The 16,458-nt window shown below is 72.0% G+C and carries 9 protein-coding genes and 1 pseudogene; 3 read left to right on the forward strand and 7 right to left on the reverse strand.

The window, feature by feature from the left end; all coding sequences use genetic code 11:
- On the reverse strand, positions 1 to 978 hold a 978-nt coding region (locus IG78_RS0137465), incomplete at its 3' end, for a maltotransferase domain-containing protein (RefSeq protein WP_030572953.1).
- Between the two features lie 1,169 nt (positions 979 to 2,147).
- Between IG78_RS0137465 and IG78_RS0137475 the strand changes: the two genes are divergently transcribed.
- A complete protein-coding gene (locus IG78_RS0137475) occupies positions 2,148 to 2,690 on the forward strand; it encodes a hemerythrin domain-containing protein (protein WP_051853361.1) in 543 nt (180 codons plus the stop codon).
- Positions 2,691 to 2,946: 256 nt separating this feature from the next.
- Positions 2,947 to 5,598 (forward strand): alpha-glucan family phosphorylase, encoded by a 2,652-nt coding sequence (gene glgP / locus IG78_RS0137480; protein WP_030572962.1) that lies wholly within the window; start codon positions 2,947 to 2,949, stop codon positions 5,596 to 5,598.
- A gap of 125 nt (positions 5,599 to 5,723) precedes the next feature.
- Here glgP and IG78_RS0137485 read toward each other — a convergent pair whose 3' ends face one another.
- From IG78_RS0137485 to IG78_RS0137500, 4 genes are all read right to left on the reverse strand, one after another.
- Entirely contained in the window at positions 5,724 to 7,370 is a 1,647-nt protein-coding gene (locus IG78_RS0137485; protein ID WP_030572965.1) for a M4 family metallopeptidase, read from the reverse strand.
- A gap of 260 nt (positions 7,371 to 7,630) precedes the next feature.
- On the reverse strand, positions 7,631 to 9,313 hold the full coding sequence (locus tag IG78_RS0137490; protein ID WP_030572967.1) for a M4 family metallopeptidase: 1,683 nt from the start codon (positions 9,311 to 9,313) through the stop codon (positions 7,631 to 7,633).
- Positions 9,314 to 9,593: 280 nt separating this feature from the next.
- The gene (locus tag IG78_RS0137495) at positions 9,594 to 11,546 is read right to left on the reverse strand and encodes an ABC transporter ATP-binding protein (protein ID WP_030572969.1); all 1,953 of its coding nucleotides are present in this window, start codon (positions 11,544 to 11,546) and stop codon (positions 9,594 to 9,596) included.
- Positions 11,516 to 13,378 (reverse strand): ABC transporter ATP-binding protein, encoded by a 1,863-nt coding sequence (locus tag IG78_RS0137500; RefSeq protein ID WP_030572971.1) that lies wholly within the window; start codon positions 13,376 to 13,378, stop codon positions 11,516 to 11,518. The genes IG78_RS0137495 and IG78_RS0137500 overlap by 31 nt, the downstream gene beginning before the upstream one ends.
- Between IG78_RS0137500 and IG78_RS51900 the strand changes: the two are divergent.
- Positions 13,379 to 13,640, forward strand: a pseudogene (locus tag IG78_RS51900) (response regulator transcription factor); the annotation flags it as partial.
- A gap of 187 nt (positions 13,641 to 13,827) precedes the next feature.
- Here the strand turns inward: IG78_RS51900 and IG78_RS0137505 are convergent.
- Together IG78_RS0137505 and IG78_RS0137510 are read right to left on the reverse strand one after the other, a co-directional pair.
- Positions 13,828 to 15,252 carry a carbohydrate-binding protein gene (locus IG78_RS0137505; RefSeq protein WP_030572974.1) on the reverse strand — a complete coding sequence of 475 codons (1,425 nt, stop codon included), beginning with the start codon at positions 15,250 to 15,252 and terminating at the stop codon, positions 13,828 to 13,830.
- 196 nt (positions 15,253 to 15,448) lie between these two features.
- Positions 15,449 to 16,426 (reverse strand): LysR family transcriptional regulator, encoded by a 978-nt coding sequence (locus IG78_RS0137510; protein WP_030572976.1) that lies wholly within the window; start codon positions 16,424 to 16,426, stop codon positions 15,449 to 15,451.
- Positions 16,427 to 16,458 lie beyond the last annotated feature (32 nt).

The raw sequence follows: 16,458 nt of genomic DNA on the forward strand, positions 1-16,458 counted from the left end.
GATGGGGTGCACGGGCGGCAGATAGACGACGTCGAAGCCCATCTCCGCGATCGCGGGAAGCCGCCGCGCGGCGCTGCGGAACGTTCCCGAGACCGGCGCCGCCCCCTCCCGCACCACAGCGCCCTCCGAACGCGGGAAGAACTCGTACCAGGAACCGAACAGCGCGCGCCTGCGGTCCACGCGCAGCGGGAACTCCGCGCTGGAGGTGAGGAGTTCGCGCAGCGGGTGCCGGGCGAGGACGGCGTCCACCTCCGGGGTGAGGGCGGCGGCGAGTCTCGCCGCGGGCTGACGGTTCCGGTCACGCAGGGCGGCGGCCGCGGCGCGCAGGACACCGACGGCTTCGACGCTTCCGGCGGCTTCCGAGCTTCCGGCCGCTTTTGCGGGTCCGGCGGCTTCCGCGGTTCCGGCCGCTTCTGTGCTTCCTGCGGCTTCCGCGGTTCCGGCCGCTCCCGCGGTCCCCACCGCCTCCGCGGCGCGTTCGTGCAGCCGTGCGCCCTCCTCCAGGACCAGTTCCGTGTCGATGCCCGCGGGTATCTTGATGCCCGCGTGGTGGCGCCACGTCGTCACCGGGTCGCCCCACGCCTCCACCGCGAAGGTCCACTCGCCCTCCCGGTCGGGCGTGACCCGCGCCCCCCACCGGTCGGTGCCCGGCGCGAGCTCACGCATCGGTGTCCAGGGCCCCGGGCGCCCCGCGGGGTCCCGCAGCACGACGTTCCCGGCCACCGCTTCGTGGCCTTCGCGGAAGAGGGTCGCCGTCACCTGGAACGTCTCGCCGACGACGGCCTTGGCCGGCCTGCGGCCACCGTGCACCACGGGGCCCACATCGAGTACGGGAATCCGGCCGGTGAGCGGCGGGAGGCCACCCGGGGGGCCACTCGGGGAGACGGTTGGGGAATCACCCGGGGCGTCGCTCGGGGAATCACTCGGGGAATGACTCGGGGCGTCGAACTCCGCCGAGGAAGTGCGGGGTCGGGACATGACCGCTCCTGTTCCGCGTACGAGTGGGCGCAGTTGGGCTGTGGAGAGGTTCCGCGGCACACGCGAGGCCGCCGACGGCGGGTGCGTGTGCGTACCGGAGGAGCCTTCCCACTCTGTTCGGGTGCGCAATCCGGCGCTTTGTTAACTACTAGTGCGTATCGACCCGCACAAGTCCGGCCTGGCCGATCGCACGCCGCGAACCGCCGGCGACCGGCCCCCGCCGAGCCCGCGGAGTCGCTCCCGCACCGGCGAAGAACGACCGCGGGACGCCGCCTGAAGACCGTTCACCTGCGACAACCTGTCCGGCGAACCGGATCCCCCGCCGGACACCCGGCCCGGGACCGCCCACCTGACGACTGCCTCGGCCACCTCGTCGGGCCGTGCCGAGGGTTGGCCGGAGAGATACAGCGCCGCCGCGCCCGCGACGTGCGGCGCGGTGCGGTCGCCGAAGTCCGCTGGAGCACCTGCCCCGGGCGGGCCCGCACCGCGAGTCCGTCGAGCGCCGCGCCGTACGTCCGGTCGACGCTCACCCCGTACCGCCCGGCCGACTCCCGGCCCCCAAGGTCTGGCTTGGGGACCTGCTAGCAAGGCTGAGGATTGACTTGGGTTTTCGTCGTACACGAGGATCCAGTCAGGGCCCTGGGCGGCAACCCGCTTCGGATTCTTGTCGCAGTCCGGACTGCGACAAGGGCCGGTGTGGGTGCCGACCCGTCCGGCGGGCCCGGGTGCCGTATCCGCGTTGACAGGGCACGTCGGCGGCGTCTGTAATGGGCGGGTGCCGCGTGGCACCGGCCAAAGAGCAGTGGGCAGGCCGGTGACCGGGCGAGCGCCTTCACCAAGGGACTTCACCTTGCGTACTCACTTCACCTCGCCGTACGGCGACGGCACTTCGCTGACGTGACCGTGCCCGCGCGCCCGGGGCGTCCGGCCTGAGCGGCCGGGCCCGACCGGCCTGAGTCGCCGGTTGCGTCCGGCCTGAGCGGTCGGTTCACGACCGGCCCGACAGGTCGGCTACGCCCGGCCTCAGCGGCCTCACATCCGGCTTCAGCGGCCCCACGTCCCGTCTGAGCGCGCCACCGTGTCCGAGTCCTCCGCGTCCGTCTTCGCGACGCCGCCATGGCGTTCCATCGCGGCGTCGCCCACCCACCTGTCTGGAGAAGCACCTCCCCATGACCACGCCCACATCCGCACCCCTGCCCGCGCCCGCCCCCCGAGAGATCAACTCCCTCGCCGACAAGCTCCTCGAAGTGCACGACTGGCTGCGCGGCCAACTCGTCCACCTGCGCGCCGAGGCCGACGCGCACTTCGCCGCACGCGCCGCCCACCAAGGGCCCGGGCAGTTGCCCGCGCCGGGGCTCGGCCTGCAGATCCGGCAGCGCTGCCTGGAGTTCTGCGACGCCCTCACGTTCCACCACACCGCCGAGGACGACCACATCTTCCCCGGCGTCCTCGAACACCACCCGCACCTGCGGGCCACCCTCGACCGGCTCGCCGACGAGCACCGCGCACTCACCCGCACCAAGGAGCGGCTCCTCGCACTGCTCGCCGACATCGCCACGGGCGACGCCGACGCCTTCCTCGCGGAGTTCGACCGCCTGACGGGGGAGCTGACGGCGCACCTGGAGTACGAGGAGACATGGCTGGTGCCGGTTCTGGCCCAGGTCCCGTTCCCCCCGGCCCCGCCTGGCCCGCCTGGCCCGCAGGGACGGTGACGTGACCTCGCGGGCGGCACCGAAAGCACACATCATCGGAGCGGGGGCGGGTGTGCTCCCCCGCGCGCCGTGGTTGTGGGAGCCCCCGCGCCGCTACCGTCGATACGCCGAAAGGCTGCTACGCCGAAAAGCCGTTACGCCGACAGGCCGTTACGCCGAAACGCCGCCCACGCCTTCCGGCAGACGTGTACGCCCGCCCGGCGGTACGCGTAGGCCCGACCCGCAGACACGTACGCCCTTCCGACAGAGGTGCCCTGTGAAAGCCATCCGTCGATTCACCGTACGTCCCGTCCTGCCCGCCCCGCTCGGACCCCTCAACGAGCTCGCCCGCAATCTGCGCTGGTCCTGGCACACCGGGACCCGCGATCTGTTCCGCGACGTCGATCCGGACCTGTGGGCGGACTCCGGTCACGACCCGGTGCGGCTCCTCGGCGCCGTGCCGAGCGCACGGCTCGCCGCCCTCGCCGCCGACGACACCTTCCTGCGGCGGCTCGACGAGGCCGCCGGTGACCTGCGCGCCTATCTCACCGGAGAGCGCTGGTACCAGGAGCGGCAGGCCGCACCCGACGCCGAACTGCCGCGCGCCATCGCCTACTTCTCACCCGAGTTCGGCGTCACCGCGGCCCTGCCGCAGTACTCCGGCGGGCTCGGCATCCTCGCGGGCGACCACCTGAAGGCGGCGAGCGACCTCGGCGTGCCGCTGATCGGCGTGGGACTGCTGTACCGGCACGGCTACTTCCGGCAGTCCCTGACCCGCGACGGCTGGCAGCAGGAGCACTACCCCGTCCTCGACCCGAACGAGCTGCCCCTGACCCTGCTGCGCGAGACCGACGGCACTCCCACCCTGGTGCGGCTCGCCCTGCCCCGCGGCCGGGCCCTGCGCGCCCACGTCTGGCAGGCGCAGGTCGGCCGGGTGCCGCTGCTTCTCCTCGACTCGGACGTGGAGGAGAACGACCCGGGCGCTCGCGAGGTGACGGACCGGCTGTACGGCGGCGGCAGCGAGCACCGGCTGCTCCAGGAGATGCTGCTCGGAATCGGCGGTGTGCGGGCCGTGCGCACCTATTGCCGTCTCACCGGGCACGCCGAACCAGAGGTCTTCCACACCAATGAGGGGCACGCCGGGTTCCTCGGTCTTGAGCGCATTCACGAGTGGGTGCGGGAGGGGCTCGACTTCGACGCCGCCCTGGAGTCCGTGCGTGGCGGCACCGTCTTCACCACCCACACACCGGTCCCCGCAGGTATCGACCGCTTCGACCGGGAGCTGGTCGCGCATCATTTCGGGCCCGACGCCGAACTCCCCGGTGTGGAAGTCGAGTTGATCCTGCGACTGGGAATGGAGACCTATCCGGGTGGTGAGCCCAATCTCTTCAACATGGCCGTCATGGGGCTGCGGCTCGGTCGCTGCGCCAACGGGGTCTCCACTCTGCACGGCAAGGTGAGCCGCGAGATGTTCCAGGGCCTGTGGCCGGGGTTCGACCCCGAGGAGGTGCCGATCACCTCCGTCACCAATGGCGTGCACGCCCCCACCTGGGTGGCCCCGGAGGTCTTCGCCCTCGGCGCCCGCCAGATCGGCGCCGGGCGCGCCGACCGCGCCCTGTCCGTGGGCGGCTCCGAGCGCTGGGACGCCGTCGCCGACATCCAGGACGGCGACATCTGGCTGCTGCGCCGCGAACTGCGCGCCCAGTTGGTGTACGAGGTCCGGCGGCGGCTGCACCTGTCCTGGCGGCAGCGGGGCGCGGCCACCACCGAACTCGGCTGGATCGATGAAGTTCTTGATCCTGACGTTCTCACCATCGGGTTCGCGCGGCGTGTCCCCTCGTACAAGCGACTGACGCTGATGCTGCGGGACCGCGACCGGCTGATGGATCTCCTCACCCATCCCGAGCGGCCCGTGCAGATCGTCGTCGCGGGCAAGGCGCACCCCGCCGACGACGGCGGCAAGCGCCTCATCCAGGATCTGGTCCGGTTCACGGACGACCCGCGCGTGCGCCACCGCGTCGTGTTCCTGCCCGACTACGGCATGGCGATGGCGCAGAAACTGTACGCGGGCTGCGACGTGTGGCTGAACAATCCGCTCAGGCCACTGGAGGCCTGCGGCACCTCCGGCATGAAGGCCGCTCTCAACGGGTGCCTCAACCTGTCCGTCCTCGACGGCTGGTGGGACGAGTGGTTCGACCCCGACTTCGGGTGGGCCATCCCCACCGCGGACGGCACGGCCACCGACGACCACCGCCGCGACGACCTGGAGGCCGCCGCGCTCTACGACCTCCTGGAGCGCCGCATCGCGCCCCGCTTCTACGAGCACGGCCCCGGCGGTCTGCCCGACCGCTGGATCGAGATGGTCCGCAGGACCCTGACCCGGCTCGGCCCCAAGGTGCTCGCCGGGCGCATGGTGCGCGAGTACGTGGAGCGCCTGTACGTCCCCGCCGCCCGCGCCCACCGCGTGCTCGCGCCCGACGCCGCCATCGCCCTCGCCGCCTGGAAGTCCCGGGTCCGCGCCGCCTGGCCGGGCGTCGCCGTCGACCATGTGGAGGCCTCCGCCCTCGGCGCCACCGCCGAGCTTGGCACCACCCTCGCGCTGCGGGTCCGCGTACAGCTCGGCGAGCTGACACCCGACGACGTCGAGGTGCAGGCCGTCGCGGGCCGGGTCGACCCGGAGGACCACATCGCGGACGCCGTCCCGGTGCCCCTGAAGCCGACGTCGGGGCCCGAGCGGGACGGCGACGTGCCCGGGCAGCCGGTGCGCTACGTGTACGAGGGGCCGCTCGCCCTGAACCGCACCGGGCCCTTCGGCTACACCGTCCGCGTCCTGCCCGCCCACCGGCTGCTCGCCGACGGCGCGGAGCTGGGGCTCGTGGCGGTCCCGTCGGAGGCGGCGGCGGAGGCGGCCGGGGTGCTGATGCGCTGAGCGCAAGGCGCCCCGAAGGGGCGCGGGGAACTGCGCGACCAGCCACGACGGACCCGCGGACGCACGACGAGAATGGTGCGGGCGGCATCCGGGGGGTCTCCCCGCATGCCGCCCGGTTCGAGGGGTTACTTGACGTTCACACCGGTCCAGGCGGCGGCGACCGCCTTCTGCTCCGCGGAGCCCGCGCCGTACAGGTCGGCGGCGGCCTTGACCGTGTCCTTGCGTGCCTGCGCGTAGTTCGTGGTGCTGGTGAAGTACGTCGACAGGGCCTTGAACCAGATCTTCTCGGCCTTCTCGCGGCCGATGCCCGTGACCTTGGAGCCGTCCTTGGTCGGGCTGTCGTACGTCACACCGTTGATCGTCTTCTTTCCGCTGCCCTCGGCCAGGAGGTAGAAGAAGTGGTTGGCGATGCCGGACGAGTAGTGCACGTCGACGTTGCCGGCGTTCGCGTCCCAGTAGTCCAGGGACGAGCCGTCCTTGGAGGGCTTGTCCATGTGGCGCAGCGGCGAGCCGTCGCCGTTGATGTCGATCTTCTCGCCGATGAGGTAGTCGCCCTTGTCCTTGGCGTTGTTCGCCTTGAACTCGACGGCGGCGGCGAAGATGTCGCTGGTCGCCTCGTTCAGGCCGCCGGACTCACCGCTGTACTCCATGTTGCCGGTGGCCGAGGTGACGCCGTGGGTCATCTCGTGGGCGGCCACGTCGATGGAGGTGAGGGGCTTGGCGTTGCCCTCGCCGTCGCCGTACGTCATGCAGAAGCAGGAGTCCTGCCAGAAGGCGTTGACGTAGTTGTTGCCGTAGTGCACGCGGGACGAGGCGCCCTTGCCGTCGCCCTTGATGCCGCTGCGGCCGTGCACGTTCTTGTAGTAGTCCCAGGTGAGACCGGCGCCGTAGGCGGCGTCGACGGCCGCGGTCTGGGTGTTGGTCGGCTTGCCGGTGCCCCAGACGTCGTCGGCGTCCGTGTACAGCTTGCCGCCGCTGGAACCGTGGGCCAGGTCGTACGTCTTGTGCTTGCCGCGCCCGCCGTCGGTCAACTGGTAGGTGCTGCCGCTCTTGGTGGAGCCGACCGTGACGTCACCGCTGTACTGGCTGTGGCCCTTGCCGTTCTCGACGGCCTGGTACTGGAACAGCTTCTTGCCGGAGGCCGCGTCCGTGACGACGTGCAGCTCGCTCGGCGTGCCGTCCTTCTGCACGCCGGTGACGACCGTCTCGTAGGCGAGCACGGGCTTGCCCGTGGCGGCCCAGATCACCTTGCGGGGCGCGTTCGCGTCGGCCTTCTCGGTTTCGCCACTTCTCGCGGCGGTGGACTCGGCGGACTTCGCCACCGACTTCGGCGCGAGCTTCGCCTCTGTCGACGCGACCTTCACGGACGCCTTGGTGGCCTTGCTGACACCCTTGACCGCGCCGTTCTTGGCGGTGTGGACCACGAGGTCACCGCCGAGGACGGGCAGGCCGTCGTAGGTGCGCTCGTAGCGGGTGTGGGTGGTGCCGTCACGGTCCTTCACGACGTCCTTGACGACGAGCTTCTCCTTGGCGCCGAGTCCGATCCTCCCGGCGGTGGCGGCCGTCCCGGCCTCGGCGTCCTTCAGGAGGCCGGAGCGGACGGACGCGGAGAGCTGCATGGGGGAAGCGGCCGGGGCCTTGGCGGTGGCCGCGCGGTCGGTGTCCGGCTGCGCGGAGGCGCCGGTGGTCAGTCCGGCGGCGAGCAGCGCGCCCGCGGCGACGGCGGTCGCGATGGCCAGGGTGGAACGCTTCCTCGATATGTACGGGCTCACGCAGGCTCCTTGTGTGGGGGAGCCCGGGTGGCATGGGGGACCACCCGGGCCAGAAGTGCTGTGCGGTACTGGTGTGCCGTGCGGGGGAAGCGTGCCATTTGGGCCAGGTACATGTCATGACCTTGATTGAATGTTGGCCAAAACAAGTTCGTTGGCCGAAGGTCAAGGTCCGGAATGCGAACAGTGGGGGAACAGGGGCGCCGCCACTGGGAATTGGAGTGTGCGAACACCCCGGGGCGGCACCCCCTCACGCGTCTCGGCTATGGCCGGGAACCGACGTTGACCGCCGCCCAGGCGTTGGCCACCGCCAGGTACTCGGCGCTGCTCGTGCCGCCGTACAGCTCACTGGCGGCGGCGAGGGTGTCGGTGCGTGCCTTCGCGTAGTTGGTGGTCGTGTTGAACTTCGTGGTCAGCGCGCGGAACCAGATCTTGGCGGCCTTGTCGATGCCGATGCCGGTCACGGGCTTGTTGTCGTACGTCGGCGAGTCGTAGGAGACGCCGTTCACGACCTTCTTCCCGCTGCCCTCGGACAGCAGGTAGAAGAAGTGGTTGGCGATGCCCGACGAGTAGTGCACGTCGACGCTTCCGGCCCTGCTGCTCCAGTTGTCGAGCGACGAGCCGTCCTTGGAGGGCTTGTCCATGTAGCGCAGCGGTGTGCCGTTGCCCCGGATGTCGATCTTCTCGCCGACGAGGTAGTCGCCGACGTCCGAGGAGTTCTTCGCGCCGAACTCCACGGCGGCGGCGAAGATGTCGCTCGTGGCCTCGTTGAGGCCGCCGGGCTCGCGGCTGTACTGCATGTTGCCGGTCGCCGCGGTGACGCCGTGGGTCATCTCGTGCGCGGCCACGTCGATCGACGTCAGCGGCTTGGCGTTGCCCGAGCCGTCGCCGTACGTCATGCAGAAGCAGGAGTCCTGCCAGAAGGCGTTGACGTAGTTGTTGCCGTAGTGCACGCGGGACGAGGCGCCCCTGCCGTCGTTCCTGATGCCGTTGCGGCCGTGCACGTTCTTGTAGTAGTCCCAGGTCAGGGCCGCGCCGTAGTGGGCGTCCGCGCCCGCGGTCTCGGCGTTGGACGCCTGCCCGTTGCCCCAGACGTCGTCCGGGCCGCTGAACAGCGTGCCCGAGCCCGAGGTGCCGCGGTTCAGGTTGCGCGTCTGGTGGTTGCCGCGCGCGGTGTCGGTCAGCGTGTACTGCGAGCCCGACTGCTGCGTGGTGAGCGGGACCTGGCCGCTGTACTGGGTGTTGCCGGTGCCCTGGTGGACGCCCTGCCACTGCCCCAGCTTCTTGCCGGTGGCCGCGTCGGTCACGACGTGCAGCTCGTTGGGCGTGCCGTCCTGCTGGAGGCCGCCGACGACGGTCTCGTACGCGAGGACCGGGGCGCCGCCCTTGGGGTCGGCGAGCCAGACCACCTTGCGCGGCGCCTTGGCCGCCTTGGTCTTCGTGGACCTCTCGGCCTTGGCGGCGCCGAGTGCCTGCTGCTCGGCGGCGGCGGCCTTCACCTCGGCGTCGGTGCCGAGGCCCTTGAGGCTGGCCCTGGAGGCCCGGTTGACGTCGGTGACCTCGCCCGACTTGTCGGTGGCGACCACCATGTCGCCGCCGAGTACCGGCAGCCCAGCGTAGGTGCGCTCGTAACGGGTGTGGGTGGTCCCGTCGCGGTCCTTGATCACGTCGCGGACGACGAGCTTCTCCTTGGCGCCGAGGCCGAGGGTGTCGGCGGTGGCGGCCTTGCTCGCGTCCGCCTCGCGTATCAGCTCCGCGCGCTGCGACGGCGTGAGCTTCGCGGGCAGGGCGCCGGTGTCGGCCCTGGTGCCGGACGGCTGTCCGTCGGCGGACGCGGTGCCCGCCTGTACGGCCATGCCGAGCAGGGCCGCGACGGCGGTGAAGGTGCCGATGGCGGTGGCCCGCCTGCGTGCGGAACTTCTGCGGGGGGTGGGGGATGTGCTCAACACGAACTCCTTCTGCGCGACCGCCGATCGGGCGGCCAGGGGGCGTCCGGACGGCGGTGACCGTCCGGGGCGGAGCAGGGCAGTACGTGGTGCTGTACGGAACGGTGCACCCGGGGGTGCACCCGCCGCTCACGCGTGAGCGCGCGTGCGACTGGTGAGGGGAAGAGTGCCATTCAAGTCAGGGACATGTCAGGTGAGTGAACCCACATTGGCTGGATTACGTTCGGTGCCCGAATTCTTGTGTCCGGTATGCGGGGTCTGACCTTCCTCCGGCCAGGGGCTACGAGACCTTGCCGCCACCCACCACGCTGTCCCGCCACGCCCGGTGCAGCTCCGCGAAAGGACCGGTGCCCCTGATGAGTTCGGCGGGGGTGCCGTCCTCCACGATGCGGCCGTGTTCCATCACCAGGACGCGGTCGGCGATCTCCACCGTCGACAGGCGGTGGGCGATGACGACGGCGGTGCGGCCGTGCAGCACGGTGTCCATCGCCCGCTGCACGGCCCGCTCGCCGGGGATGTCCAGGGAGCTGGTGGCCTCGTCCAGGATCAGGACGGCGGGGTCGGCGAGGAGGGCCCGTGCGAACGCCACCAACTGGCGCTGGCCCGCCGAGATGCGGCCGCCGCGCTTGCGTACGTCGGTGTCGTAGCCGTCGGGCAGCGAGGCGATGAAGTCGTGGGCACCGATGGCCTTCGCGGCCCTTTCGATGTCCTCGCGGGTGGCGTCCGGGCGCCCGATCGCGATGTTCTCCGCGACCGTGCCGGAGAACAGGAACGCCTCCTGCGTGACCATCACGATGCCGCGCCGCAGCTCGGCGGTCGTCAGGTCGCGCAGGTCGACGCCGTCGAGCAGGACACGGCCGCCGGCGGCGCCCTCCCGGTCGGGGCGACCACCGGCGGCGCCCTCCAGGCCGGGGCGACCACCGGCGGCGTCCTCCAGGCCGGGGGCGTCGGACGCGTCCGGTGAGGGGTCGTAGAAGCGGGCGAGCAGCTTGGCGAGGGTCGACTTGCCCGCGCCGGTGGAGCCGACCACGGCCACGGTCTGCCCGGCCGGCAGGGTGAGGTCGAAGCGCGGCAGCACCTCCCCGCCGGTGCGGTACGCGAAGCGCACGCCGTCGAACTCGACGGTCCTGCCAGGCTGTGCCGAGGCGAGCGGCGGCAGCGGCTTCTCGGTGCCGGGCGCGGGCTCCGGCACGGACGGCGTCTGCGCGAGCAGACCCGCGATCTTCTCCAGCGAGGCCGCCGCGGACTGGTAGGAGTTGAGGAACATCCCCAGCCGGTCGATGGGATCGTAGAGCCGCCGCAGGTAGAGCACGGCCGCGGCGAGCACACCGAGCGCGAGCGTGTCCTGCGCGACGCGGTACGCGCCCCACAGCACGATCCCCGCGACCGCGGTGTTCGCGACGAGGCGCGAGCCCACCACGTACCGGGCCATCTCCAGGAGCGCGTCGCCGTTGGTGCGCTCGTGCCGGCGGTTGAGCGCGCCGAACTGCTCCTCGTTGGCCCGCTCGCGGCGGAACGCCCGTACCGGGCGGATGCCGTTCATCGTCTCCGTGAACTTCACGATGACGGCGGCGACGGCAGTGGAACGGGCACGGTAGACCTGGCCGGCGCGCCGCTGGTAGAGGCGGATCAGGAGGTACAGGGGCACGAAGGAGGCGACGGCGACCGCGCCGAGGCCCAGGTCGAGCCAGAGCAGCAGTACGGAGATGGAGACGAACGACAGGACGACCGTGAGGAGTTCCTGAAGGCCCTCCTCAAGCAGTTCGCGCAGCGACTCCACGTCCGTGGTCGAGCGGGAGATGAGCCGCCCCGACGTGTACCGCTCGTGGAAGTCCACGCTGAGCGCCTGCGCGTGCCGGAAGATGCGGCCCCGCAGGTCGAGCAGCACGTCCTGGTTGACGTGCGCGGACGCCAGGATGAACGCGTACTGGAAAGCCCCCGCTGCCACCGCACACCCCAGGTAGGCCGCGCCCACCGTGATCAGCGGACCGTGGTCGCCCGCACGGAAGGCGGGCACGGCACGGTCGATGGCGTACGCGACGAGCATCGGCCCCGCCTGGATGACCGCCTGCTGCACCAGAAGCAGCAGGGCGGCCACGGCGACGCGGGCGCGGCGGGGCGCGAGGAGGGAGCGCAGCAGGGCGCCGGTGGCGCCCGGGGGAGCGGGGAGCGAGTCCTCGTCGAAGGCTTCGTCGACCGTGCTCATCCTTCCGTCCCCCCAGACATCAGCCATGCGTACTCCGCGTTCTCCCGCAGCAGTTCCTGGTGCGTGCCCACCGCCGTGACGCGGCCCCCGGACAGCAGCGCGACCCGGTCGGCTAGCAGGACCGTCGACGGGCGGTGCGCCACCACCAGGGCCGTGGTGTCCTTCAGGACGCGCCGCAGCGCCGCCTCCACCAGCGCCTCGGTGTGCACGTCGAGGGCGGAGAGCGGGTCGTCGAGCACGAGGAAGCGCGGGTTGCCCACCACCGCGCGGGCCAGCGCGAGCCGCTGCCGCTGACCGCCCGACAGGCTCAGCCCCTGTTCCCCGACCTGGGTGTCCGCCCCCTGCGGCAGGGCGTGCACGAACTCGGCCTGCGCCACCGCGAGCGCCCGGTCAAGGCCACCGGAGCCCGTACCGCCGCCGGAGCCCATGAGGACGTTCTCGCCCACGGAGGCGGAGAACAGCGTGGGCTCCTCGAAGGCCATGGACACCAGTGAGCGCACCCGTGCGCGCGGCATCGCGGCGATGTCCTCACCGTCCAGCGTGATGCGCCCGCCCGTCACCTCGTACAGGCGGGGCACGAGGGCCGTCAGCGTCGTCTTGCCGCTGCCGGTGGCGCCGACGAGCGCCATGGTCTCGCCGGTGCGAATGTGCAGGTCGATCCGTTCCAGGACGGCCGGGGAGCCTTCCGGGGCGTCGGGGTAGCGGAACTGGACGGCGTCGAAGCGGATGCCGTCCACGGGCAGCGGGCCCACCTTCGACAGCGCGCCCGGCGCCGGGCCGGCGCCGGGGTCCGGCACCGGGGGCTCCGGCCCCGTGTCCGGATCAGGCTGCGGCTTCCGCTCCTGGCCGGTGTCCGACTCCGGCTCCGCGTCGAGCACCTCGAAGTACCGCTCCGTCGCCGTCGCCGCCTCCTGGCTCATCGCGAGCAGGAAGCCGATCGACTCCACCGGCCAGCGCAGCGCGAGGGCCGTGGACAGGAACGCCACCAGCGTGCCCGTCGACAGGTCGCCGTCGGCCACCTGCACCGAGCCGAGGACGAGCGCCGCCCCGATCGCCAGCTCCGGCAGCGTCATGATGACGCCGTAGATCGCGGCGAGGAGCCGGGCCTTGGCCAGCTCCGTGCCGCGCAGCATGCGGGAAAGATCGCGGAACGCCAGGGCCTGACTGCGGTGCCGTCCGAAACCCTTGGTGATCCGGATGCCGAGGACGCTCTCCTCGACGACGGTCGTCAGATCGCCCACCTGGTCCTGCGCGCGCCGCGACACGGCGGCGTACCGTCCCTCGAAGTAGGCGAGGAAGACCACCATCGGCACCACGGGGGCGAGAAGCACCAGGCCGAGGGCCCAGTCCTGGGCGAGCAGGATCGCCATGCCCACGAGGATCGTCGCGCCGTTGACCACCAGGAACGTCAGCGGGAACGCGAGGAACATCCGCAGCAGCATCAGGTCCGTCGTCCCGCGCGAGAGCAACTGCCCCGACGCCCACCGGTCGTGGAAGGCGACCGGGACCCGCTGGAGATGGCGGAAGAGATCTGCCCGCATGTCGGCCTCGACACCGGCGAGCGGCCGCGCCACCAGCAAGCGACGGAGTCCGAAAAGGAGCGCTTCGACGACGCCGAGCCCCAGGAGCAGGAGCGCGCCGAGCCAGACACCCCCGGTGTCCCGGTCGGCCACGGGGCCGTCCACCATCCACTTCAGGACGAGGGGGAACACCAGGCCCGTGCACGACGCCACGATGGCGACGAACCCCGCGGTGAACAGGCGTGTGCGTATGGGACGCACATACGGCCACAGCCGTCTGAGCGTCCGGACGGCGGACCGGCCGCCGGGTTCCTCGGCAGGTGCATCTGTCGTCGGCATCAGGGGCGAGCCTACGTTTCGCCACTGACAGCGCCCAGTGAGTTTTGGCGACGCGTGCGTGCCCCCGGCGACGAACCGCTGAGCACCCGCGTACGGGAAGTGCTCGCGCTCGTCGCCGGGGGCACCTCGAACCGGGGCGCCGCCGAGGGGCTGTACCGGCGAAGCCACGGTCAAGACCCATCTCGCCCACATCCACGGCGAGTCGGGCGCCAAGGACCGTGCCGCGGCAGTGGCGACTGCGTACGACCGCGGAGTCCTCGGCCGACCGCCCACACGGTCGGCCGAGGCCGGAATCCGGTCCTTGCGGCCGTGCCTCCCCCCGGAGTCACGACCTCCCCGCCCTGGGGTCCGCACCCGCGCTCCCACCAGCGCGGATGAGTGTGGGGCCCGTTGCGGGGCCCGGTGGGCCCGCCGGTCAGGGCGGGCCCGAGCGGGTCAGTGTCCGTTCGTCAGGACTGTTCCCACAGCGCGGGGGTGCTCGGCGGCTCCCAGCCAGGCTGTGCCTGGTGCGGCTGGAGGCAGCGGTAGGTGGCACCGTCGAAGGTGACCGTGTCACCGGCCGCGTAGACGGAGCCCGCCGCCCAGGTGTCGGTCGGGTCACCGGGGCCGGGGCCCGGGTCCTGGCCGCCGCCCGTGGTCTTCAGCGTGAGCTGGTACTGCTGAAGGAGCGGGTTGATCGGCTGGTGGAACGTGGTGCCGCCGGAGCGGCAGTTGCCCGAGCCGCCCGAGGTGACGCCCTGCGCCTGGCTGCCCGAGATGTACGAGCCGCCGGAGTCACCGGGCTCCGCGCACACGGTCGTGCGCGTCACACCGTTGATGGTGCCCTCGGGGTAGGTGACGCTGGTGTTGTGCTGCGAGATCGTTCCGCAGTGCCAGCCGGTGGTCGATCCGGAGCGGCAGATCGAGCCGCCCACCGGGGACTGTGTCGAGCCCGCCACGCCCACACGCTGGCCGCCGGCGCCCTTCACGTACGGTGTGGCCGTCCACTGCGCGTTGGTGGCCACCCACGCCATGTCCCGGCCCGGGAAGATCGAGCCCCGGAAGGTGCCCTGGGCCTGCTGGTTGACGCCGCGCGTCGTGGTGCCCGCCCGGCCGCAGTGGCCCGCGGTCGCGAAGCCCTGCGTGGCGCCCTGGGTGACGGAGAAGCCGACCGAGCAGCGGCCGCCGCTGCCCATGTAGTACGCCTCGCCGCCCACGATGTCGTAGAAGGAGCGCGGCCGGTCGGCGGTCTTCTTGATCTTCACCAGGTCGGCGTCGACTCCGGCTGCGGCGACGAGCTTGCCGGCCGCGGAGGCCCGCACGGCGTTCACGACGACCGCGTTGGACTTCACGTCGACGTACCACACGGGCGCGTCGGCCGTCCGGATGCTCTTGGCGGCCCGGTCCAACTTGGCCTTCGCAGCGTCCAGTTGGGCGACGGAGTGCCGCACCAGCAGGGCGCGGGCGCCCTCGGCCTCGATGGCCGCGACGTCCCGGGCGTCGGTGGTGGCGACGGTGAGCGAGGCCGAGGTGGCGCCGGTCACCCAGGCGCCGGCGAAGTCACGGCCGAGCGCGAACTGGAGCGATCCCGCGGTCGCGCCCGCTTCCGCCTCGTTGACCAGGCGGGCCTTGGCCTGCGCGGCGGTCAGGCCGAGGTCGCGCTGCATGGCCTTCAGGACCTCGGGCGACGTCTTCGCCACGGCTGCGGTGGCGGCGGCGTCGCGCGGGGAGGGTGTGGGGGATGTGTGGGAGGGAGCGTCGGACTGCGCGGACGCGGAGCCCGGCAGTCCGGCGAGGACGAGCGCGCCGGCGGCCGCGAGGGCGGCACCGGCTGCCTGGACGCGATGGCGAGCGGTACGGCTACGTCGAGTCGGGGAGGGGTGTCTGTGCTGCATGGGGGTCTCTCCTCGGTGTGGACGGGGAGCGGCGGATCCAGGAATGCGGGGAAGCGGGATCCGCTCGTTCTCCGGTCGACCACACCGTAGAAGGGTCAACATGCCCTCAGTAGATGCCAGTTGCCCCCCTGCCGCGGTGTTATGGAACCGGGTGCGCGGCGCCACGGACACAGCGGCGGTGTCCCCGAGGGTGCCGCTAAGGGTGCCGCTCCACGCCGGACCCGGGCGCAGGGGTCCCCGGCGCGGCAAGCCAAGCCGAGTAACTCTCGCTCCGCGCGGCCGCCTCGGCATGCGCTGCCAGCGCATGGGCGAAGACGGCGGCCGCGGTGTCATGGGCGTACGTCTCCGGATGCCAGCCGAGCAGATGCCGCCAGTACAGCGGTGCCCCGGCGAGCGGCAGCGTCACGATCCCCGCCGTGGGCGGAAACGTGGCCCGGCACAACCCCACCGCCCGCCCCACCTGCACCAGATGGACGCACGACGTGGTGTCGGTCTCGTACACCGACGCCGGGGTGAAGCCCGCCCGCGCGCACGCGGCGGTGAAGCAGTCCCCGAAGCACCCGTCGCCCGGCACGTCCGCCCACGCCTCGTCGGCCAGCTCGGCCAACTCGATCTGCGCGGCACCGGCGAGCCGGTGCCCGGTGGCCAGCATGACGAACACCGGGTCCCGCGCCACCTCGCGCCACACGAGCCGCTCGCTCTCCGGCGGCGTGCTCGCCCCGCATGTGCCGATCAGCGCGAAGTCGAGCCGGGCAGCCGCGACCTGCCCGGCGATGTCCCGCTCCGACCAGGTGGTGTACGTCGACACGGGACGGTCCGGGTACGCGGCGGCGAGCCGGTCCACCAGGCCGCCGAGCAGCGGCCCGTGCGTGGCACCGAGCCGGAATCCGCGCTGGTCCTGCCACACCCGGTTGAACCGCTCGGCCTCCTCCTGGAGCCCGCTGACCGCGGGCAGCACGATGCGGGCCCGCGCGAGCACGAACTCGCCGAGCGCGGTGGCCCGCACCCCGAACCTGCCGCGTTCGAACAGCTCACCGCCCAGGGCCCGCTCGATCCGTTTCAACTGCGCGCTGAGCGCGGGCTGTGCGAGCCCGAGCGCGGTGGCGGCCTTGGTGAGGCTGCCCGCGTCGGCGATCGCCCGGATCGTCCTCAGGTGCCGCAACTCCAGGTCCATGCGGTGAGCTTCGTCCGCGTCCGAGCCACGGG

It is taken from the genome of Streptomyces aureocirculatus, from assembly GCF_000720475.1.
GTDB classification, from domain to species: Bacteria; Actinomycetota; Actinomycetes; order Streptomycetales; family Streptomycetaceae; genus Streptomyces; species Streptomyces aureocirculatus.